Source organism: Pantoea phytobeneficialis, from assembly GCF_009728735.1.
Classification (GTDB): domain Bacteria; phylum Pseudomonadota; class Gammaproteobacteria; order Enterobacterales; family Enterobacteriaceae; genus Pantoea; species Pantoea phytobeneficialis.
Map to the genome: position 1 here is coordinate 37,745 of NZ_CP024640.1, position 20,445 is coordinate 58,189.

20 protein-coding genes are annotated in these 20,445 nt (G+C 51.1%); 11 read left to right on the forward strand and 9 right to left on the reverse strand.

The window, feature by feature from the left end:
• The first annotated feature begins 4 nt into the window (after positions 1-4).
• Positions 5-538 carry a histidine phosphatase family protein gene (locus CTZ24_RS25575; RefSeq protein WP_208727287.1) on the forward strand — a complete coding sequence of 178 codons (534 nt, stop codon included), beginning with the start codon at positions 5-7 and terminating at the stop codon, positions 536-538.
• A gap of 161 nt (positions 539-699) precedes the next feature.
• Complete coding sequence (locus CTZ24_RS25580; RefSeq protein WP_021186321.1) at positions 700-1,338, forward strand: NAD(P)H-dependent oxidoreductase; 639 nt, start codon at positions 700-702, stop codon at positions 1,336-1,338.
• Positions 1,339-1,390: 52 nt separating this feature from the next.
• Here CTZ24_RS25580 and CTZ24_RS25585 read toward each other — a convergent pair whose 3' ends face one another.
• The 5 genes from CTZ24_RS25585 to cscK all read right to left on the reverse strand — a co-directional run bounded on the left by CTZ24_RS25585 (position 1,391) and on the right by cscK (position 7,888).
• A complete protein-coding gene (locus CTZ24_RS25585) occupies positions 1,391-2,398 on the reverse strand; it encodes a substrate-binding domain-containing protein (protein WP_208727288.1) in 1,008 nt (335 codons plus the stop codon).
• Positions 2,399-2,427: 29 nt separating this feature from the next.
• On the reverse strand, positions 2,428-3,837 hold the full coding sequence (locus tag CTZ24_RS25590) for a sucrose-6-phosphate hydrolase (protein ID WP_208727289.1): 1,410 nt from the start codon (positions 3,835-3,837) through the stop codon (positions 2,428-2,430).
• Complete coding sequence (locus tag CTZ24_RS25595) at positions 3,837-5,207, reverse strand: sucrose-specific PTS transporter subunit IIBC (RefSeq protein ID WP_208727290.1); 1,371 nt, start codon at positions 5,205-5,207, stop codon at positions 3,837-3,839. Before CTZ24_RS25595 ends, CTZ24_RS25590 begins: the two co-directional genes overlap by 1 nt.
• A 67-nt stretch (positions 5,208-5,274) precedes the next feature.
• A complete protein-coding gene (locus tag CTZ24_RS25600) occupies positions 5,275-6,795 on the reverse strand; it encodes a carbohydrate porin (RefSeq protein WP_208727291.1) in 1,521 nt (506 codons plus the stop codon).
• A 166-nt stretch (positions 6,796-6,961) separates the two neighbouring features.
• The gene (gene cscK / locus CTZ24_RS25605; protein WP_208727292.1) at positions 6,962-7,888 is read right to left on the reverse strand and encodes a fructokinase; all 927 of its coding nucleotides are present in this window, start codon (positions 7,886-7,888) and stop codon (positions 6,962-6,964) included.
• A 169-nt stretch (positions 7,889-8,057) separates the two neighbouring features.
• Here cscK and CTZ24_RS25610 point away from each other — a divergent pair, with 169 nt between their 5' ends.
• The 5 genes from CTZ24_RS25610 (at position 8,058) to CTZ24_RS25630 (ending at position 11,997) form a co-directional block, all read left to right on the forward strand.
• Positions 8,058-8,867 carry a lysozyme inhibitor LprI family protein gene (locus CTZ24_RS25610; RefSeq protein ID WP_208727293.1) on the forward strand — a complete coding sequence of 270 codons (810 nt, stop codon included), beginning with the start codon at positions 8,058-8,060 and terminating at the stop codon, positions 8,865-8,867.
• Positions 8,868-9,241: 374 nt separating this feature from the next.
• A complete protein-coding gene (locus tag CTZ24_RS25615; RefSeq protein WP_208727294.1) occupies positions 9,242-10,216 on the forward strand; it encodes a DUF1852 domain-containing protein in 975 nt (324 codons plus the stop codon).
• A 27-nt stretch (positions 10,217-10,243) separates the two neighbouring features.
• A complete protein-coding gene (locus CTZ24_RS25620; RefSeq protein WP_208727295.1) occupies positions 10,244-11,272 on the forward strand; it encodes a methionine synthase in 1,029 nt (342 codons plus the stop codon).
• Between the two features lie 176 nt (positions 11,273-11,448).
• The gene (locus CTZ24_RS25625; protein WP_208727296.1) at positions 11,449-11,658 is read left to right on the forward strand and encodes a DUF1471 domain-containing protein; all 210 of its coding nucleotides are present in this window, start codon (positions 11,449-11,451) and stop codon (positions 11,656-11,658) included.
• Positions 11,659-11,781: 123 nt separating this feature from the next.
• Entirely contained in the window at positions 11,782-11,997 is a 216-nt protein-coding gene (locus tag CTZ24_RS25630) for a YdgH/BhsA/McbA-like domain containing protein (RefSeq protein ID WP_013508022.1), read from the forward strand.
• A 119-nt stretch (positions 11,998-12,116) separates the two neighbouring features.
• Here CTZ24_RS25630 and CTZ24_RS25635 read toward each other — a convergent pair whose 3' ends face one another.
• Positions 12,117-14,375 (reverse strand): TonB-dependent siderophore receptor, encoded by a 2,259-nt coding sequence (locus CTZ24_RS25635; protein WP_208727297.1) that lies wholly within the window; start codon positions 14,373-14,375, stop codon positions 12,117-12,119.
• Between the two features lie 251 nt (positions 14,376-14,626).
• Positions 14,627-15,064, reverse strand: a complete 438-nt coding sequence (locus tag CTZ24_RS25640; RefSeq protein ID WP_208727298.1) for a bifunctional diaminohydroxyphosphoribosylaminopyrimidine deaminase/5-amino-6-(5-phosphoribosylamino)uracil reductase RibD — start codon at positions 15,062-15,064, stop codon at positions 14,627-14,629.
• Positions 15,065-15,374: 310 nt separating this feature from the next.
• Here CTZ24_RS25640 and CTZ24_RS25645 point away from each other — a divergent pair, with 310 nt between their 5' ends.
• The 3 genes from CTZ24_RS25645 (at position 15,375) to CTZ24_RS25655 (ending at position 17,666) form a co-directional block, all read left to right on the forward strand.
• Positions 15,375-15,644: a hypothetical protein gene (locus CTZ24_RS25645; RefSeq protein ID WP_036627298.1), complete on the forward strand. Its 270-nt coding sequence runs from the start codon at positions 15,375-15,377 to the stop codon at positions 15,642-15,644.
• A gap of 98 nt (positions 15,645-15,742) precedes the next feature.
• Positions 15,743-16,159 (forward strand): Exc2 family lipoprotein, encoded by a 417-nt coding sequence (locus CTZ24_RS25650; protein ID WP_208727299.1) that lies wholly within the window; start codon positions 15,743-15,745, stop codon positions 16,157-16,159.
• A gap of 262 nt (positions 16,160-16,421) precedes the next feature.
• Positions 16,422-17,666, forward strand: coding sequence for an L-lactate MFS transporter (locus tag CTZ24_RS25655; protein WP_208727300.1), 1,245 nt, complete (start codon positions 16,422-16,424; stop codon positions 17,664-17,666).
• Positions 17,667-17,689: 23 nt separating this feature from the next.
• On the opposite strand, the gene CTZ24_RS25660 is transcribed toward CTZ24_RS25655, so the two are convergent.
• Both CTZ24_RS25660 and CTZ24_RS25665 read right to left on the reverse strand, forming a co-directional pair.
• Complete coding sequence (locus CTZ24_RS25660) at positions 17,690-18,037, reverse strand: cupin domain-containing protein (RefSeq protein ID WP_208727301.1); 348 nt, start codon at positions 18,035-18,037, stop codon at positions 17,690-17,692.
• A gap of 26 nt (positions 18,038-18,063) precedes the next feature.
• On the reverse strand, positions 18,064-18,963 hold the full coding sequence (locus CTZ24_RS25665) for a LysR family transcriptional regulator (protein WP_208727302.1): 900 nt from the start codon (positions 18,961-18,963) through the stop codon (positions 18,064-18,066).
• A gap of 252 nt (positions 18,964-19,215) precedes the next feature.
• On the opposite strand from CTZ24_RS25665, the gene CTZ24_RS25670 reads away from it, so the two are divergent.
• On the forward strand, positions 19,216-20,445 hold the full coding sequence (locus CTZ24_RS25670; protein WP_036627292.1) for an MFS transporter: 1,230 nt from the start codon (positions 19,216-19,218) through the stop codon (positions 20,443-20,445).

Below are 20,445 nucleotides of genomic sequence, written 5' to 3' on the forward strand. Positions count from 1 at the left end.
CCCGATGGCAATTACCCTGCAACTGATTTGCCAGGGGGAAACTCTGGCAAACCGGCAATCACGGTTTCCCGCTGATGACCCTTTGTGCGAACAGGCTTTACCACAACGGTTCGGGCCTTACAGTCAAATCTGGATTGCGGCGAGTGTGGCGAGCATCCAGACGGCCCAGGCTTTGGGGCTAAGCGGAGAGCAGGTGACCGCGCTGGTGGAACCTGGTTATGGTCGCTGGTCGGGTTTAGCCATCAGGGATGTGATGACACAGGAGCCAGACGTTTTTATGCGCTGGCTCAAAGGCGAGGCACCACCTGATGGGGAATCTCTCCAGCAGTTGATGGCCCGCTGTGAGGGATGGTTGACGCAGTGCGTCGCGCTACAGGGACTGCACTGCGCCATCGTGTCTTCAGCCGTGATCCGCGCGATGGTGGTCACTGTCCTGGGCGCGCCACCGCACGCGTTTAACGCCATCGATATTCATCCCTTGAGCGTGACGCAACTGCGCAGCGACGGTAAACGCTGGCATTTGTGCCCTGGCAAGTGACAGGTTGCGCGTCAATATTCTCGCTCTTCTTCGCTGTGCATAGCTCGTTCTGCTTCAGATGAAATGAAGGCGTGCTGTTAACATCAACGCGTTTTGCAGGTGAGTGCTGCCGGAGCGTGGCTGCTGTTATCTGCTTTCTTCCACATCTAAAGGAAAATATTGTGTCGATCGTTAATGAAAAACTTGCCTGGCGCTATGCGACCAAAAAATTTGATGCCAGCAAAGTGGTGCCTGAGGATAAGCTGGAACGCATTATTGAAGCGGTACGCTTAACCGCCACCTCCAGTGGCTTGCAGCCGTTTGAGCTGTTGGTTGTTACCAATACTGAAATCCGCGAAAAAATTCGTGCGGTTGCCTGGGATCAGGCGCAGGTGACGGATTGTTCTCATGTGTTGGTGTTTGCTGCCTGGGATGACATCACGCCAGAACGCGTCCATATGATGTTTGATCTGACCAATGAAGTCCGTGGCTTCCGTAATGAAGGCTGGGAAAACTATCGTCAGATGTTGCTGGGTATTGTGGGTGAGCGTGGTACTGAAGCAAACTATCAGGCGGCAGCACGTCAGGCGTATATCGCACTGGGTAGCGCCCTGATTGCGGCGGCGTTTGAAGAAGTTGATGCTACACCGATGGAAGGTTTCGACCCGCAAGCCGTGGATGAAATCCTCGGTCTGAAGGAGAAAGGATTACGCAGCGTGATCATTCTGCCGTTGGGCTATCGTGCGGCTGAAGGTGACTGGCTGGTCAACCTGCAAAAAGTTCGTCGCAGCCGCGAAAACTTCGTCACTGAAATCAAGTAAACGAAACCGTAGCGGCAAGACAATTCGCGCCGTTACGGCTTAGGTTCCGCCATTATGCCGAACGTAAACGCAGGGTGGCGGGAAGTATGACCTGGTTTTCTGCCGGGTCTTGTCCCTGAATCATCTGTGTCATCATGGTGAAACACTCCTGCGCCAGGCGTGGTACGTTCTGTTCGACAGTGTCAATCGGCACCGACAGCGAATCGTACAGGTAGTGATCATCAAAGCTGGCGATACGGATATCACTGGTCAGTAAATGATGCTGACTCATATAACGCAACACCCCTTCCAGCAGACCACAGGCGGCGGTAAATAACGCTTTTGGCGGTCGTCCCAGACGAGCACACAATGCCGCAAACATCTCGTAACCACTGCTCGGGTGATAGTTGCCGTGAATGATCCACTCCTGACGCGGCGTGACCCCTGCGCGTTCCAGTCCCTGCATAAAACCCGCCAGGCGGTCTTTGGTGGGGGACAGACGCGGCTGCCCGCCGAGAAAATAGATTTCGTCAGGGTTGGCGCGCGCCAGGCGCTCGACTAAATCGGCGGTAGGAGTGATGGAGTCGGTAATCACCAGCGGTAACCGGGTGTCATTCATATGACGGTCAAACAGCACCACCGGCAATTGTTCGCTCAGCTTCACATAGTCGCTGTCGCTTAGCATACTGGATGCGACGATCAGGCCATCCACCTGACGCGCCACCAGATTGTTCACCACCACCATTTCCTGACCGGCATTCTCGTCAGTGCAGGAGATGAGCAATTGCAGACCCGCTTCGCGGCAGAGATTTTCCAGTTCGTGAGAAAACACCGCGAAACCGTGGTTGGTGATTTCCGGCACCACCAGCCCCAGCGTATGGCTGCGATCATCGCGCAACAGACGCGCATGGATGCTTGGCTGGTAGTGGTGTTGTTGGGCGAGGGTGAGCACTCGCTCGCGTGTCTCCTTCGCGACCCGCAACTCTTTACCACGGCCGTTCAGCACCAGGCTGGCAGTGGCTTTGGACACCCCTGCCAGCGCGGCGATATCACTGATGGTAACGCGTTTGGTTTTTCTCACGACAATGCATCGGTTAATGAAACAATAACTTATTCTACCATGCAGTGTCGTAACGACCAGTAGCGGGCCTGCACTTCTGCGCGACCGATCAGGGTTAATTGTGCCGGATGTGGCGGGAAGTAGCGGCTGCTCATTACCCCTTCACCGTCGTTGATAAAGATCTCCACGCTGGAATGATCACACAGGATTTGTAAACGGTTTGCCGCACCGACCCAGTAGCGATAAAGCCACTCCCCGGTTTTCAGGCTGCGACGAGCCAGGCGCAGTTCATGCTGATGCCATTGCAGGATCACATTGTCGGCAAAGTTCAGCGTGATATCACCCTGACATTCCAGCAACAGCTCCAGACGCTGTGCCTCCAGCACCGGTGCGTTATCAGCGCTGCCGTGATAAACCTTTTCCTCTGCGCGTAATGTCTGCAATTCGGCAACCGGCTGTTGATACAGTTTGCCATCGCGGGCGCTGAGTTCGCGCAGGCAGGTCATCTGATGGATCCACCCGTTGCTGACCGTTGGCTGGCACATCTCTTCACCATCCGGCACCCCCATCCAGCCCACCAGCAGACGACGACCATCAGCTGTCAGGGTGGTTTGCGGGGCGTAAAACTCGAATCCTGCGTCCAGTTCATGAAACGCACCGTGGCGGAAGCTGGCTGTCTCATAATCGAGTTCGCCGCTGATCCATGCACTCGCGTGGGTATTCAGGAAACGCTTTTCCTCGCGCGCGATGCCCTGTGGACAACAGATAAGCCAGTTGCGATCGCCAAGGGAAAACATATCCGGGCATTCCCACATATAACCCGCCTGACCAAGGCCGCCAAGGCCACTTCCGGCGATTTCGCCGAGGTTTTGCCAGTCGTGCAGATTCTCTGAACGCAACAACAGCACTTTACCCTGAAATTGTTGGTCCTGTGCCCCCAGCACCATGTACCAATGCTCTCCGTGTCGCCACACTTTGGGGTCACGAACATGGCCGGTATAGCCTGCCGGCAGTGCCAGCGCCGGTCCGAGTTTATCGAAGCCACCTGTGCTGTTTTGTACCGCCAGGCACTGCCAGGCTGTGCGGCTGCCATCCTCGAATTTGACGTTACCGGTGTAGATCAGGGTCAGAACTCCCGCGTTATCCACGGCGCTACCCGAGTAGCAGCCGCTGCGGTCATAGTCGTCATCGGGCATCAGCGCGATGGGTTCGTGTTGCCAGTGCAGCAGATCTTCTGAACTCCAGTGCCCCCAGCACTTGTGCTGATGCTGGCAGCCCAGCGCATTCCACTGGTAAAACAGATGGTAACGACCGGCGAAGTGGATAAATCCGTTGGGATCGTTAAGCAGTCCGGTGACCGGCGCCAGGTGCCAGCTAGGGTAGTGGCTGTCATTAAGGGCGTTGGGCTGACCGTGCATCACCGCTTTTAAAATGGCGGCCAGGCGTGTTGATGATGCCATTATTCAGAGTCCGTTTTGTATTTAAGCAGGTAGGAGAGAATAAACGCCGTACTGAAGGCGATAACCATACCCATCGCATAATTGAGCAGCGAACTGGCTTGTACGATGGCCATACCCGGCAAACCGGTCAACCCGACAGCCGTCATATAAACATGCACCGACACTACCCATGCGCCACCGACAGCCCCGCCGATCAGCGCCGCGATAAACGGCTTCATAAAGCGCAGGTTGATACCAAAGATCGCCGCTTCGGTAATCCCCAGCAGGGCCGAGAATGCAGAGGGCAGGGTGATGGCTTTTATTTTCGCATCTTTAGTTTTAAACCAGACCGCCAGGCAAGCACCGCCCTGCGCGACGTTTGCCATCGCCCAGATGGGTAGCAGGAAGTTGACGCCAATCGAAGGATTACCCAGCAGCCCGGCTTCAATGGCATGGAAGCTGTGATGAACACCGGTAATCACAATCACCGAATACAACCCGCCAAACAGCAATCCGGCCAACCATCCTGCATGGGCGATCAGCGTGCTGAGTACAAAGGAGATGCCGTCGCCCAGCATACGCCCGGCCGGGCCGATCACCAGCAACGCGATAAAGCCGGAGATGATCACCGTCAGGAAGGGGGTCAGGATCAGGTCCAGCGCATCCGGGATCACCCGGCGCAACTGCTTCTCCAGTATGCTCATAAACCACACCGCCAGCAGCACCGGAAACACGGTGCCCTGGTAGCCAATCATCGCGACTTCAATGCCAAAGAAGTTCATGGTGTGGAAACCTGCCGCCACGCCCCAGGCGTTGGTGAGTGCCGGGTGGGTGAGGATGCCGCCAAGCGTTGCCCCAAGGAATGGGTTACCGCCAAATTCCCGCGCGGCGGTAAAACCAATCAGGATGGGCAGAATGATAAAGGCGGCGGAGCTACACATATCGAGCATAATGTAGAGCGCGTTATCCGGGTTGACCCAGCCATACGTTTTCACCATCCCGAGCAGGCCCATTAACAGGCCGGAAGCGACAATGGCCGGGATAATCGGCACAAAAATATTCGACAGCAGACGCGCAATGCGCTGGAACGGGTTCAGCTTACGGGCGGCAATGTCGGCAGCTTCCGACTTGCTCGCTTCGCTAATCCCGGCTTCGGCGATAAAGGCGGCGTAAACTTTGTTAACGACTCCAGTGCCAAAAATCACCTGAAGTTGCCCGGCATTACGGAAACAGCCTTTCACTCCCTCGAGTTTACCAATGGCATCGGTATCCGCCTGGGCGTCATCCACCAGCACCAGACGCAGGCGAGTGGCGCAGTGGGCGGCGCTGGCAATATTGTCCCTGCCTCCCAGCAGTGGCAGTAGCGACCGGGAAATGTTTGCAAAATCCATACTTACCTCTGTTTTTCGTTTTTATGCTATCAACCCGTCTGAAATGGCCCCCACAGGGGCCAGGCGGTCAGAACCAGGTTTCCATTTGTACCCCGAAGTTCCATTCCCCACCGGCTTTGAAGCCATTGCTGCCGAAGGCATCATCGCTGGCGTAGTTATCCAGCCGATGATCCCAGTCCATCCAACTGGCGAAGAGGCGTATTTCCGGGCGTTTCAGGAACTCACCCACATCACTGGCTTTCAGCGTGGGGGCGACGGTGAGTTTGTAGAAGCTGCCGCTGACGGCATTGCGGTTGTTGTAACCTTTCGGACGCAGATCCATGTATTGGTAAGATCCTTCGTACTGCATCTCGAAATTCTGCGTAAGCTCCTGAATCAGGCGCAGGTTGGCGGTTGCCCATTGGTAGCTGTCGCCTTTGACGTAACGATCCTTGCTGCTTTGTGCCAGTACCGCCGGGGCGATATGCCAGCCTCCACCAAGCGGTGTGATGCCATAACTGGCGAGACGCCAGGTGTTGGCTTCTGGCAGCAGTGCGCCGTCGGAGCCGATTGATTTGACCTCAGCCCCCAGGCCGTGGCCGTAGAGCAGGGCGGTTTTGGCCGAACCTTCACGCAGGCCGTAGAAGCTGTCGTTATGCAGTCCAACCAGGGCATGCAGGCCGGTATTCGCCGCATCGCCTTTGACTTTGTTGCCTTCGGTATCAACACGATCATCGTTATCTTTGGCGCGCATTCCGCTTACCATCAGCTGTAACGGGCCATAGAAGTTATTCAGCGACAGGATGTAGTTCTGCGAAGTGTTGTCGTTGTTTTCGATATCGCCAAAGGTGCGCCCATACAACGAGAAGTTACTGCGTGCGTCATCGCTCCACTTCATGTCGTAGATACCGGCACCAGTACCCGCAAGAAACACCACATCAGAGTCGATCCAGTGGATATCGAAGTTATCGCGGTCAAAGCGCTTCCCGGCCCAGACGGTGCTGTCCTGGAACGCGCCGGTAAAGGTGGGGAGATGGCCGATTTCCGTAAAGGCCTGACGCAGGTTGAGATCGCTGCTGGAAGCGGTCCAGTCGTTGTAGGTACGCTGGCCGTCGGCGAGCATCACTTTAAAACGCGTAGTCGCGCCATTCGACAGCGTTTGTTTATGCTCCAGATTCAGTTCGACGTAAGTGTCGGGTTCGTTGCCCAGACGACCGATATTGCCACCGGTTTCACCGGCGGGTGTCACTGTCGGGCCTCCCTGAGTTTTTGACGCGGAGTTGTTCATCAGCAGCCCGGAACGGGCATAGCCGTGGAACTCAAAACCACTGTCATCATGGGGGGCTTGCTGCTCCAGTTTGGCTGTGCGTTGCTCAACCTGCGCGGTAGTGGTTTGATTTTGTTGTTGTGCGGCGGCAAGTTGTTGCGCCTGCTTTTCCGCGACCTGAGCACGGTTTTCGGCGGCATTGGCGCGTTGCTCAGCCGCCTGCAAACGTTGTTCTAATGCCGCCAGACGTGCCTCGATACTGCTCATGCTGGGGTCTGCCGCCCAGGTGTAACCGGAACCCAGTAACACTCCAAGGGTTATAGCGAGAGTACTTTTTTTCATTGTTTTGCGTCCCTGAGGAAAGGCTATCATCACAAAGTTATTTTTTGCTAAACCGGTTTAGGCGTTGAATCATAGCCACGGGTAATTTCTCCGCGCAATGAAATTTGCTAAACCGATTTAGTGATTGTGAGATAGCTCGCAAAACGCAGCGGCAAATGGTCCTGAATCAGCTGAGCTGTTGTTCCAGTTGCTGAAGTCGGGGTAGCGCTGTCATCGCACCTTTAGCGGTGGTCGCCAACGCGCCGCAAATTTGGGCACAGGTGAGACGTGCTGCCAGTTGGGGTTCATCATGCGGCAGGCCATGCTGCGCCAATCCCCACAGCAAGCCAGCAACAAAAGCGTCACCCGCACCGGTGGTATCCACGCTTATCACCGGCAGGGTGGGGTAGTGGTAGATCCGGTTATGATGCCAGGCCAGCACGCCTGCTTTTCCCTGCGTTACCAGCAGCAACTGAATATCAAAAGTGTCGGCCAGTTTTTGCATGGCGACATCGGTCTGATCCGATCCGGCAATAAATGTCAGTTCCTCTTCTGACAACTTCACCACATCGGCTTGCTGTAAGGCCTGACTCAGACAGGTTTGTAACAGATGCGCGTCTGACCACAGGTCGTGGCGAATATTCGGGTCGAAACTGACCCGGCCCCCTGCGGCTTTTACACGCGCCATGGCGGTGACGGTGGTGGAGCGTGAAGGTTCTGCGGCCAGCGCTATCGAACAGCAGTGCAGCCATTCACCCGGCTGAAAGGGGGGCAAATCAGCAGGCTCAATAAAAAGGTCTGCCCCCGGTCGTACCATAAAGGTAAACGAGCGCTCACCCTCTTCATCCAGCGAGACCACCACGGTTGAGGTGCGATAGGTCGGGTCGGCGGTCATAAAATGGATATCCACCTGCTCATCAGCCAGCGTTTGACGCAGAAAATGACCAAAGGGATCGTCACCGACCCGACCAATAAATCCACTGTTACCCTGCAATCGCGCAATACCAACGGCAACATTTGCCGGTGCGCCACCCGGACACTTCATCAGTCGTCCATCCGCCTCCGGCAACAGATCAACCACGGCGTCTCCCAGACACCAGACTCGTGCTGACATGAAATTTCCTCCATAGAATGAGTCTGTGAAAACTAACTAAACCGGTTTAGCAAGGCAACAGAAATTTTATCTGAAGTCGGATGCTATAAGGAATTCTGAGGTTCTGCCGATACTCAGATTTAGTCAGAATGGTCGAAATAGATCTATTCGTTTCAGCAGGAAGCCGGTAATGATGAAAAAGAGAAACGTAATATTTATTGCAGTAGGCATTTTATGGCACATGCCGGGATACGCAGCTTCGTTTGATTGCAAAAAAGCCAGCAGTTACGCCGAATTGACTATCTGTTCCACACCGTCTTTATCTTCCCTCGACGATAAACTGAATGCGCTGTACCGCAAAGCATTAACAGAAAAAGCGGATCAAGCGACGATGATAAAAAAATCACAGCTGTTGTGGCTGAAGAGTATCAGAAACAAAGCGACAACAGTTTCGCAACTTGATTCGGCTTATAAGGGGCGAATCAATGACTTAGTGGCTGTGCTGGGCGTGCTTTCGGAACAAAAAACCGCTGAATCTGCTGCACCTTCCGTCCGTCAGGTAAACCCGGCATCACCACCAGCACCAACTAATCTTCAGCAAGCGGTACAAGATGATGGTGGTGTCCCGCCGAGTTTTCCTTCTCACACGGATCCGGTGACAAAGGTATGTAAGGTATCCATGCAGTATGGTCGTGGATTTAAGGACAAATATCTCAGTGGCAAGAAAAATGATCCTTACACCATTAAAGTGACGGATTCTGGAGACAGCTTTGTTATTCATTTCGACCAAAATTACGGGCTTGGCGATATGGACAGCGGAGAGATAAGTGCTCTGGGCCAGGAATACTTAAATATTAAGAAAGAAAGTGACGGCAGTACCTCCTACTATACGCGCCCTGCCAATGCTAAATTTTCCAGCTATAGACTCAAATCAACCAGCAATAACGAAACTCAGCTACAGGTGATACTGTATGCTTGTAACGTTGCTGCGGCATCTTGAATCGAGATACAGTCTATTCGTCTTGTCATTTTCTGACACAGGGCTGCTGTTGCAGCCCTGAACTCACCTTCACAGAATACGAGCGCAGTAACCCCGTTTCCGCATAACTGTATGATTTAAAAGTAAAGTTATGTAGGGTGGGACATTTTTCAACCCTGCCAGCCCTGACCGTGATTCTGATCATGAACATGACTCATGCTGTATTGAAATTAAATCACTTTTCTCCATCCAAAAGCTCTGGCATAAAATATGCATTATCAATGTTAAATCAGATAAAAAATACTGAATGAGAAAACCCCAAAAAAATTGGGTGACTTTCAACCAACCAAACGTCTTTTCAGTATTTATCTCAGATATCAGGGTGCCGGATTGCGATGAATAAAGATCTTACATTTTCTATTAAGCGTATTTCTTTCGACGAAAATTATAACCCTTCCAAAAATACGCGCATCACGACTAACTTTGCGAACTTAGCACGAGGCGAGAAACGTCAGGAGAACTTGCGTAACGCCTTAGTGATGATTGACAATCGTTTCAATTCGCTGGCGCACTGGGATAACCCTAATAGCGATCGTTATTCAGTTGAACTGGAAATAATTTCTGCTGAGTTGAACATTGGTGCTGAAGTTACCTTTCCGGCGATTGAAATATTAAAAACAAATATCGTTGATAAGAAAACCCATGAGCGTATTGACGGTATTTTAGGCAATAATTTCTCTTCTTATGTACGGGACTATGATTTTAGTGTGGTTCTTCCTGAACATAATAAAAAACAATCTGGCTTTAGCACGCCCGATAACTTTGGTGATCTTCATGGAAACCTATTCAAGTCCTTCGTGAATTCCGATGCGTATAAAGAGAATTTTAAAAAATCACCGGTTATCTGCCTGAGTGTTTCCAGTAAGAACGTCTATCATCAGACGGGAAATCAGCATCCGGTACTTGGCATCGAATACCAGCAAGATGAGCTATCCCTGACTGACCTTTATTTCAATAAAATGGGGTTACAGGCACGTTATTTTATGCCGGCGAACAGTGTTGCGCCTTTGGCCTTCTATTTTACTGGCGACTTACTCAGTGATTACACCAACCTTGAGCTGATCAGCACCATCAGCACAATGGAGACGTTCCAGAAGATTTATCGCCCTGAGATTTACAATGCTAACTCTGCGGCAGGAAAATGCTACCAGCCAAGTCTGAAGCATCAGGATTATTCCTTAACTCAAATTGTTTATGATCGCGAAGAACGTAGCCAGTTGGCTATTGAACAAGGAAAGTTTACTGAGCAGCACTTCATCAAACCTTATCAAACTGTTCTTGAGCAATGGTCTGCTGCGTCCGTTCTTTGATTAACCGAAAGTACAAGGTCACCTGTGATGAAAAAATTATTACCTACTTCAACTGCTGGCAGTTTACCTAAGCCTTCCTGGCTGGCACAACCTGAGACACTTTGGTCACCCTGGAAATTGCAGGATGCGGAATTAATTGAGGGCAAACATGATGCGCTGCGTTTGTGCCTGGAAGATCAATTAAAAGCCGGTATTGATATCGTCAGTGATGGTGAGCAAACACGCCAACATTTTGTCACGACCTTTATTGAGCATCTCAGCGGCGTTGATTTTGAGAAACGCGAGATCGTTAAAATTCGTAATCGCTATGAAGCGAGTGTACCGTCCGTTGTGGGTGAAGTTGCTCGTCAAAAGCCCGTATTTGTCGAAGATGCTAAATTTTTACGTCAACTAACCAGTCAACCGATCAAATGGGCCTTACCAGGTCCGATGACGATGATTGATACACTTTATGATGGACACTATAAAAGCCGTGAAAAACTCGCCTGGGAATTCGCCAAAATTCTTAACCAGGAAGCCAAAGAGTTAGAGGCGGCAGGTGTTGATATTATCCAGTTTGATGAACCTGCATTTAATGTCTTTTTTGATGAGGTGAATGACTGGGGGATTGCTGCTTTAGAAAGAGCCATCGAAGGGCTTAAATGTGAGACGGCTGTGCATATTTGCTATGGCTATGGCATCAAAGCCAATACCGATTGGAAAAAGACTCTGGGGAACGAGTGGCGCCAATATGAAGAGGTGTTCCCTAAACTGCAAACATCCAACATTGATATCATTTCCCTGGAATGTCACAACTCGCATGTTCCAATGGATCTGATTGAACTGATTCGCGGTAAAAAGGTGATGGTGGGGGCGATCGATGTGGCAACCAATACCATCGAGACCCCGGAAGAAGTCGCCGCTACGCTGCGCAACGTGCTTAAGTTTGTCGATGCTGACAAACTCTATCCGTCTACCAACTGTGGCATGACGCCGCTATCGCGCCGGGTCGCCAGAGGCAAGCTGGAGGCGTTAAGCGCGGGTGCAGAAATCGTTCGAAAAGAGCTGCTGGGCTGACGCTAACAAACTGTGATTGATGGCAGGGCGCGATTTATCGCGCCTTTTTTTATATTCAATTTTTTTGAATTATTTCAGCAAATCCCTCAGCTTTTACTCCCCCGCCGTCAGGTCTATTCTCTCTCACATCGAGGCACAACGCCTCACCGATTAAACAAACTTCTGAGGAAATGACCATGAAATCTATCAAAACTTTCGTTGCAGTTGCCGCCCTGTCACTGGTTTCTTTCGGTAGCTTTGCGCAGAGCATCACCGCTTCCGCTTCCACCCTGGATGGCGCAGAAGCCAAAATCGCTGCTCAGGCCGCTCAGCAGGGTGCGCAGTACAAAATCACCGGCGCACGCGTGGACAACGGTGCTTACCTGTCAGCTGAACTGACTAAATAAGGTAATAATTAGCACGATCACAGTTATCGCACTAATTATCAATCATGAAACGATAACTATGGTTATTATTACTTTCATCGAAGGCACACAGCCTTCCAAACAAACTAATTAAGGATTAAGACCATGAAAACTATCAAAGCACTGTCAATCGCCGCTGTAGCCGCTCTTTCCCTGATGTCAGCAGCCAGCTTCGCGCAAAGCATCTCTGTCACCTCTTCAACCCTGGACGGTGCAGAAGCGAAAATTGCTGCACAGGCCGCACAGCAGGGTGCACAGTACAAAATCACCGAAGCGAACACTAATAACCGTGTTCACATGACCGCAGAACTGTACAAATAACGGATGGTCGTACAGGGAAGTGCCGGAAGAGGTCGCCGCAAGGCGGCCTTTTCCGTTTTAAATGCAAGTCAGTGCACATCATAGCTGCCGGGCTAAAGATGGCAGCAGGCGGCTTTCTGTCAGAAATGCATCCCGAGCTCCATATAATAAGTCCGTCCCGACTCGTTATAGGTGCGCGCTCCTGCACCATAAGCGTAAGTGCCGTTGGCGCCCGAGGTCAGCGCGTTGCCTGCGCGGAAGTGGCGTTTATCTAACAAATTATCGATACCCGCTGTGATATCGATATTTTTATTGATGTTATAAACTGCGCTCGCACCAAAAATGGCATAGGGGGAAACCTGCCATTTTTCACTGCCGGACGTGTCCTCACCCTGGGAGTTATATTTAGGCGGCTTTTGGCGGCCATACCATGTCATGGTTCCCTGGACAGAAAGGGCGTTGGTTGCCTGCCAGTCCAGCGTCGAGTTAATGGTATATTTCGGGATAATCGACAGGTAATCGCCAGAGGTTTCGTTTTTATTGTCGATGATGTAAGTGAAATTGTTGTTCATGGTCAAATTTTCGCTGATCGGAAAATTCAACGTGCCTTCCAGCCCCTGAACGACAGATTTTGGCACGTTCTGCCATTTATAGATGTTTGATGTACCGTTGCTGTACGCCGGGGAATAGCCTGCCTCGATTTTGTTGTGATAGTCGTTACGATACCAGGTCAAACCGGCCTGCACCCCTTCATGATGGTACTCGATACCGATCTCTTTATTGACGCTGGTTTCGGCTTTGAGATCCTTATTACCCTGTAAATAACAGCTGGTGGAACTGGCGTAGCATCCGTTGCCGCTGCTGTAGAGCAGATAATTGGGGTTGGTCTGGTACAGGTTAGGTGCCTTCCAGGCACGGGCAATGCCCAATTTCAGGGTAAAATCTTCCCCCAAATCCTGCGACAGGTTCAGCGAGGGGCTGATATTGCTGCCGGTGTAGGTTTGATGATTGAAACGTAATCCCGGAGTCAGTCGGGTTGAGTCGGTCAGATCAATATTATCTTCAGTGTAGACGCCATAGATATTGGCTGAGCTATAGATGCTCCGACCGGAACTGGAGACGCCGTCGACCTCCGAAGTATTGGTCAGAGTATTGGAGGTGGGATCTTTCATCGTTTGATGATTCATCTCCGCACCAAAGGTCATTGTCTGGCTAACCCATCCGTCAAAGGGAATGTTTACCTCGGAATGCAGGTTGGTATCATTCAGAACAATGGTAGAAAAACCTTCATCGGTCGTGCTGAATAATCCCTCCAGTCCACCGGACAGACCTTCGTTAAGTCTTTTATTACGGGTTTTTTCGAACTGAATGTAATTGTTGGTGGTCACGCCGTTATCCCAGGCACCGGTATATTTCAGGGAGAGTGTTTGCCGGTAAATCACGTTGGTTTCTTTACCGTAATTTTCCTTAACCAGGGTGCTGCTGTTGGTGTTCTGCGTGTCACCGGCGTAAAGGTTGCCCTGGCGGCTATAACCCGCATTCAATTCCAGCGCCTGCATGGGCATAAACTCCCAGCGCAATACGCTATTAATGTTTTTATTGATCACCCCTTCACGGCCTGCCGGCACCATACCTGCGTATTTACCGCTACGCTCAGCTTCATGCCCGCTGTTAATATTCTGCGCGTCTGCCTGTGTTTTACTCCAGTTGCTATACAGGCGCAGGGTCAGATTATCCGTTAAAGCGCCGCTCAGGCTGGCGTTATAACGTTTGGTGGCCCCTTCAGATTTGTGTTCTGGCACGTTGTAATAAGTGTTGAAATTACCATGCCACTCTTTTTCTGCCGGTTTGGTGATGATGTTGACCACGCCTCCCATCGCGCCATTGCCATACAGCGCGGCCGCCGGGCCGCGAATAACCTCAATACGATCGATCATTTCGGGCGGCACCCAGTTGCTGTCGCCACGGGTATCACGCTCACCACGCCAGCCATAGCGCACCGAGTTGCGGCTGCTGACCGGCATCCCGTCAACCAGAATCAGGGTGTTTTCGGGACCCATACCGCGAATATCAATCTGGCGGTTATTACCACGCTGGCCGCTATTGGAATTACCGGTTAGATTCACGCCGGGCATGGTGCGGATCAGTTCAGAAACATCACGCTGGATAGGGTATTTTTTGATGGCTTCACTGTCGATGATGGAGACGCCAGGCGCTTGCAGGGTTTGCTCGCGGGCGGTGACGACCAGAGTATTGTCGCTACTGCTTTTTTTATCGCTAATCGCCAGTTGTTGCACTGGCGTTTCACTTATTATTTCGTTTGCAAATGCAGGGGAGTTTCCAAGGCTGTACGCAATAAGACAAGCCAGTAGAGAATAGCGGGATATTGTTTTCATCATGAGATTTGTCATCTGTCCTTTGCCAACAAAAATGAAAACGCGAACTATAATGAGAATTATTATTAATTACAATAATGGTTTTTTATTGATCAATAAATGGCGGGAATAGATGCCGTTTCGTTATTATTTCGTCGGTTGACTTTTTGGCAGCGGTGGCAAGAAGGGAATGCGTCGCACCAGGTTGTGTGAAAGACCCATTAACCTTATATATCGACCTGGCATCTATTTTATTTTATCGGCCAGAGATTCAATCAGAGGTCTGATGATATCAGGTATTCAGAAAGGAATTCGGAAACCTCATTCTGGCAAATCCCCAAAGTGAAACTGATGCCTGCATGCTGCAATATTTCAATGCCCGCACCCTGATTCTTTGGATGAGGATCGAGTAATGCAATGTAGATATGATTTGGTTTCAGTGAGGCCAGCGTCTTTGCACACGAGGGGGTTCTTCCCTGAAACGAACATGGCTCCAGCGTGACGTAGATATCGCAATCATTCACCGACATTTCAAGCTTCGACAGGGCAGCAATCTCTGCATGGTGCAAGCCCGGTGATTGGGTAAAACCGGAAGAGACCACCTCGCCATTTCTCACGATCACACAACCCACGGGCGGGTTTGGCCGACAGTCCGGCAGCGCATTTCTGGAACACTCCAGTGCTAACAACATATACGTTTCCGGCTTATTCATTTGATCTGCCTCAGTGCCAATCCAGGTAAATAAAGCAACTACCAAATTTAGTAGTGACGATAATCACGGGTAGTTTTACAGTGCATACCGGGCCTCGCGGCCATTTTCTGCTAGTAGTAACGGTTGTCGGACACATAATCCAGTCTTAATTTGCCTTACGTAATATTTACAATTTCTTTTCGATATTCTTATTATGTGTCGTACCCCAGTGATTTCATAAAAAGCGTTGGACTGCAATGGTCCGAAAGCGCGAGGCCGTTCGTTCAGCAGTTATTCATAACTATTGATCTTATCCAGGGGAAGGGAAGGCATGGGAATTTCACAGGCAAAACTGATTACTTTGCGTCGTATGCAAAGTGGCACTAAGCACCGGCTACGTGGTGATAAAGCCATAGGGCTGGAAATGAAATGTGATTTTGAAATTGAAATGTGCAAACGAAGGGATATTACCTGCCGAAGTTTGGCGTCATTGATGCGGTCGGGGCTGATTGAATTCATTGCCTCGCCCACGGATATGTCACGCTATTACGAGGTAAGACTAACGGAAGAGGGTGAAAGGGTGGTGAATGACAATCGATGAATTCACCTGACTGATCCCGGCCAGCACCCCGAGGTGCTGGTTTCAGCCCGACAGGGCTGATGATAAATCAATCGTTTTATGCAAAAGGAAGCTTTTTAATGAATGGAAACCTCCGCATTGTGAGTGTTGTCGCTTTATCTCTCCTGTTACTGAATGGTTGTGCGCAAACGGATATCAGCGCCAAACGGCATGCGACTAAATTCGTCTATAAAGTCGAAGATTCGGATCCCAATTTTGTGATGAACAAGGCTGACTCCATCCGCATGGCGACGCCTTTTTTTGCCCAGTTCTGGCAACTGGGCAAAAAAGATCGTGCACAAGGTGTCTCCAGCGCCGATGCGCAGAAAAGAGTCAGCTATTTCCACAGCGATGAGTTCATAAAATCAATCAGTGGAACGTCGCACTTTGCCGGTAAAGAATATAAAGATGACGCCACGTTATCACCGCGCTGGCGCAACAATATGTCGGAGGCGATTGCACAAACCTATATGGACGGTTATCTCGGCATAGAATAACTGTCCGTATCTGACGGTGTCCGGTTATGCCGGGCACCCGCCATCCTGCTGAATATCCTTGGTAAATATCAAACATCAAAAAAACATGATTTTTTTATTATATATTAGAGTGTTATGCGTATCGCCTCTCGTTTGGTCATGAGTTTTTCAGGTTGTTTTTGTTTATATATGAAATGTATTTAAATAAGAAATTTATCCTTTTCATAAGGAAGTGGAACATATATAGAATTTGGATGGATTACTATTTGATAAAGGGATTTTTATGAATTGTCGTTGGGTTATCGCAGCCGGAGCGGTGGGTATCCATATTTCTTTAGGTTCAGTTTATGCCTGGAGTGTATTTAAAAAGCCTTTTATGGATGCCTTTGGCTGGAATGAGTTTGAAGCAGGGTTGCCATTTGGTCTGGCTATTTTTGTACTGGGGATGTCTGCTGCGGTCATGGGGCATGTTGTTGAACGACGTGGGCCGCGATTTTCGGGGTTTCTCGCCACGGGTTTATGGGGTGTCGGTCTGATGGGGGCCGGTGTAGCCACCTCTGGCATGATATCGAACGATACGTTGCGCTTAGGTTTGTTACTGTTTTTTTGCCTGGTCGGTGGCTTTGGGCTGGGGACGGGGTATGTCACCCCGGTATCGATGTTGATGAAATGGTTTCCTGACCGGCGCGGTCTGGCAACGGGCCTCGCCATTATGGGCTTCGGCTTTGGGGCTTTTTTAGGCGGGCCGATTCTGAGTTTACTTATTGGCTCGGTAGGTATTGCTCAGACCTTTTTCCTACAGGCAATCAGTTACACGGCAATTATGTTGTTATCATCAGCCTGTCTGAAATTACCGCCACCAGACTGGCAACCCGCGCGGGAAAAGGTGAAGCCCGGCAAAATACCGGCTCAGGGCGTGATGCCAATGACAGCCAATCAAGCGGTCCGTACTCGCTGTTTTTTAGGGTTGTGGCTGATGATGTTTATAAATATCACCTGCGGTATTGCGTTAATTTCCGTCGCTTCTCCACTGGCTCAGGAAGCAACGGGTATATCAGCACTGGCAGCGGGGTCGCTGGTTGGGATGATCGGGTTATTTAATGGGCTGGGGCGAATTGCGTGGGCATCTTTCTCCGATATTATTGGTCGTCCCAATACCTACATCCTCTTTTTCGCTCTGCAAATTGTCGCGTTCTGGCTACTGCCCTCATTGCAGCACGTCTTACTGTTTGAAGCGGTTTTGCTGTTGATCATGACTTGCTATGGCGGTGGTTTTTCCACGTTGCCTGCCTATATTGGCGATATTTTTGGCTCCCGCCAGGTCAGTGCTATCCACGGATATGTGCTGACCGCCTGGGCGCTCGCAGGGCTGGTCGGATCGTCCGTATCCTCTCTGCTGCGACAAAGTACCGGCAGTTACGAGGCAATGATGCAGGTGTTTGTCTGGGGATTAGCGCTGGCGTTGCTGGTGTCGGTGGCAACGAAAATGTACCTTGTACGCCAATTGCGTCCCGACGCTCGTAGGTAATCAGCGGATACCTGCCTGCCCGTTTATGCTAAATCGGGCAGGTCAGTGCGGTCGCCTCGCGTGGTAGGGTGGGAAATAACAATAAACTCTACCGCGTCATCGCTGTCGTTTCTGGCCTGGTGTTTTGCCTCGGGAGGAATTTCGATGCCCTGCAACGCAGCGATTTCCTGCTTTTCACCTTCCAGCTCCATGGTCAGCACGCCCTTCACGACAAAGAAAAATTGTCGGGATACGGCGTGGTAATGCCGCTTTTCCTCGGTATGCGGTGGCATTTTTTCGTGAATAACCAGCATGTCCTGGCGTTTGACCAGATACCATCCATCGCATCTTTCACCCCAGATGTAGTGCTCGGCATTATCTTTAGAAATCATCTGATCCTCTGGCCTGATTTAACGGTTCATAACGCGGTGGAAAACAACAATTCTCGCAACCAGCGATGTCCCGGATCGCGATGGGTGCGCTCATGCCAGGCGACGGATTTGGTAAAACCTGGGATATCCAATGGCGGTGCCACGATTTTCAACCCGGCGGTGTTCAATGCCAGCCTGCGCGGTACCACGCTGATTAAATCACTCACGCGCAGGATTTCCGGCAGAACCAGAAAACTGCACACCGAGAGCGTTACCCGGCGAGAACGCCCCAGTGTCGCCAGTGCTTCATCGGTGACACCATAAAAACTGCCTCCAACATACGACACCAACGCATGATCCTGGGAGCAGAACTCATCTAATGACAGGACGCCGGATTGTGCCAGTGGATGATCGGCGCGCAGCAGGCACACATAATCTTCCGCATATAGCGTTTTTGCGTGTAACTCGGGTGGGGTGGTTTCTGGGGTAATCAGCGCGACATCCACCGCGCCACGTTCAAACTGCATCGGCAATAGGTCGTTATTGACCGGGAGTACCGCCACACGGATGCCCGGTGCCTGCTGACGTAAGGCGGCCATAAACGGCACCACGACAGCGCGCAACGCATAATCTGTCGCGGCGACGTTGAGGGTCATCTCAGCGGTTGCCGGATCAAATTCACGCGGCTTCAGCAGCTCCCCAACTTCGGCAAGGATGTTTTTTACCGGCGTTGCCAGTTCAAGCGCACGCAAGGTGGGCACAATGCCACGCTGCGCGCGGGTGAATAACGGATCGTCAAAGCATTCACGTAACCGGGTAAGCATACCGCTGACGGCGGGCTGCGTCAGTGATAGCCGCTCCGCAGCGCGCGTGACGCTGCGTTCATCCAACAGCGCGTCGAGTGCTTTCAGCAGGTTGAGATCCAGATTTCTGATATCGGTTTTCATGTTATTCACCTGGCGGGTGAGAAAAGATATTGCGAAAAACTATATCACGGGAAACAAACTTCGGTTCTCGTTATTTCACCGTTGGATCTTCAACGTTCCACCGGCGGCATTGATGCCGACCGGGTCAGGTGCTGAAGCCGTCACTTTCCAATGTTTAAAAATGTGATCAACCTGCGATATATTTATTTTGTAATCGATTACTTTTCATTTCGTCGTGAATTGTAATCGATTACTTTTCTCTGTGAGGCTTATATGCTGTCTACAACACAAGATTCTGAAAACACAGCAGTCGCCCAGCGCATGCTGGTGCCACGCCTGTCATTGATGATGTTTCTGCAATTTTTTATCTGGGGAAGTTGGTCGGTCACCCTCGGATTGGTGATGACACAACACAATATGGCGTTACTGATTGGCGATGCGTTTTCCGCCGGACCGATTGCGTCGATTCTCTCCCCTTTCGTATTAGGGATGCTGGTGGACCGCTTTTTTCCGTCGCAGCGCGTGCTGGCGGTGATGCATCTGGCAGGGGCGGTGATTCTGTGGTTTGTCCCCCAGGCGATGATCGCCGAAAACGGCGCGCAGCTGATCGCGTTGTTGTTTGGTTACACGCTGTGCTACATGCCAACCCTGGCATTAACTAACAACATTGCTTTCCACAGCCTGGCGAGCAGTGAGAAGAGTTTTCCGGTGGTGCGCGTGTTTGGCACTATTGGTTGGATCGTCGCGGGTATTTTTATCGGTGTCACAGGCATTGCCGCCAGCACCACAATTTTCTCCGTGGCGGCGATTTGTTCGGTGATGCTGGCGGTTTATAGCCTGACGCTGCCGCACACCCCTGCGCCCGCTAAAGGTCTGCCGTTCAAAGTGCGGGATTTGTTCTGCGCTGACGCCTTTGCGCTGCTGAAAATTCGGCACTTCTTTATCTTTGCGTTGTGCGCCACGTTGATCTCGATTCCGCTCGGTACCTACTACGCCTATACCGCTTCCTGGTTATCTGACGCCGGGGTTGAGAATGTCAGCACCATCATGTCCTTCGGCCAAATGTCAGAAATCTTTTTCATGCTGGTGATCCCGTTGCTGTTCCGCCGGCTGGGTGTGAAATACATGCTGCTGGTGGGGATGTGTGCCTGGTTCGTACGTTATGCGTTGTTTGCCTTGGGGATGGGGGAAGAGGGACGTGCCTTGATCTGGCTTGGCATTCTGCTGCACGGCGTCTGTTACGACTTCTTCTTTGTTGTGGGTTTTATCTACACCGACCGCGTTGCTGGCGAAAAAGTGAAAGGCCAGGCGCAAAGCATGGTGGTGATGTTTACCTACGGTATCGGCATGCTGCTCGGCTCGCAAATATCGGGTGCGCTGTATAACCACCTGGTCGCGGGTCAGGTATCGGCGCAGAGCTGGGCCCTGTTCTGGTGGATACCGGCGGTTGCCGCTGCCGTTATCGCTGTCATTTTCCTGTTTTCATTTAAATATCGCGATTGA

Coding starts and splice junctions, on each gene's coding strand:
- CTZ24_RS25620 (WP_208727295.1), top strand. CDS start 10,244: ATGAAAAAATTATTACCTACTTCAACTGCTGGCAGTTTACCTAAGCCT.
- CTZ24_RS25595 (WP_208727290.1), bottom strand. CDS start 5,207: ATGGATTTTGCAAACATTTCCCGGTCGCTACTGCCACTGCTGGGAGGC.
- CTZ24_RS25650 (WP_208727299.1), top strand. CDS start 15,743: ATGAATGGAAACCTCCGCATTGTGAGTGTTGTCGCTTTATCTCTCCTG.
- CTZ24_RS25575 (WP_208727287.1), top strand. CDS start 5: ATGGCAATTACCCTGCAACTGATTTGCCAGGGGGAAACTCTGGCAAAC.
- CTZ24_RS25590 (WP_208727289.1), bottom strand. CDS start 3,837: ATGGCATCATCAACACGCCTGGCCGCCATTTTAAAAGCGGTGATGCAC.
- CTZ24_RS25645 (WP_036627298.1), top strand. CDS start 15,375: ATGGGAATTTCACAGGCAAAACTGATTACTTTGCGTCGTATGCAAAGT.
- CTZ24_RS25610 (WP_208727293.1), top strand. CDS start 8,058: ATGATGAAAAAGAGAAACGTAATATTTATTGCAGTAGGCATTTTATGG.
- CTZ24_RS25640 (WP_208727298.1), bottom strand. CDS start 15,064: ATGAATAAGCCGGAAACGTATATGTTGTTAGCACTGGAGTGTTCCAGA.
- CTZ24_RS25600 (WP_208727291.1), bottom strand. CDS start 6,795: ATGAAAAAAAGTACTCTCGCTATAACCCTTGGAGTGTTACTGGGTTCC.
- CTZ24_RS25635 (WP_208727297.1), bottom strand. CDS start 14,375: ATGATGAAAACAATATCCCGCTATTCTCTACTGGCTTGTCTTATTGCG.
- CTZ24_RS25660 (WP_208727301.1), bottom strand. CDS start 18,037: ATGATTTCTAAAGATAATGCCGAGCACTACATCTGGGGTGAAAGATGC.
- CTZ24_RS25615 (WP_208727294.1), top strand. CDS start 9,242: ATGAATAAAGATCTTACATTTTCTATTAAGCGTATTTCTTTCGACGAA.
- CTZ24_RS25670 (WP_036627292.1), top strand. CDS start 19,216: ATGCTGTCTACAACACAAGATTCTGAAAACACAGCAGTCGCCCAGCGC.
- CTZ24_RS25625 (WP_208727296.1), top strand. CDS start 11,449: ATGAAATCTATCAAAACTTTCGTTGCAGTTGCCGCCCTGTCACTGGTT.
- CTZ24_RS25655 (WP_208727300.1), top strand. CDS start 16,422: ATGAATTGTCGTTGGGTTATCGCAGCCGGAGCGGTGGGTATCCATATT.
- cscK (WP_208727292.1), bottom strand. CDS start 7,888: ATGTCAGCACGAGTCTGGTGTCTGGGAGACGCCGTGGTTGATCTGTTG.
- CTZ24_RS25630 (WP_013508022.1), top strand. CDS start 11,782: ATGAAAACTATCAAAGCACTGTCAATCGCCGCTGTAGCCGCTCTTTCC.
- CTZ24_RS25665 (WP_208727302.1), bottom strand. CDS start 18,963: ATGAAAACCGATATCAGAAATCTGGATCTCAACCTGCTGAAAGCACTC.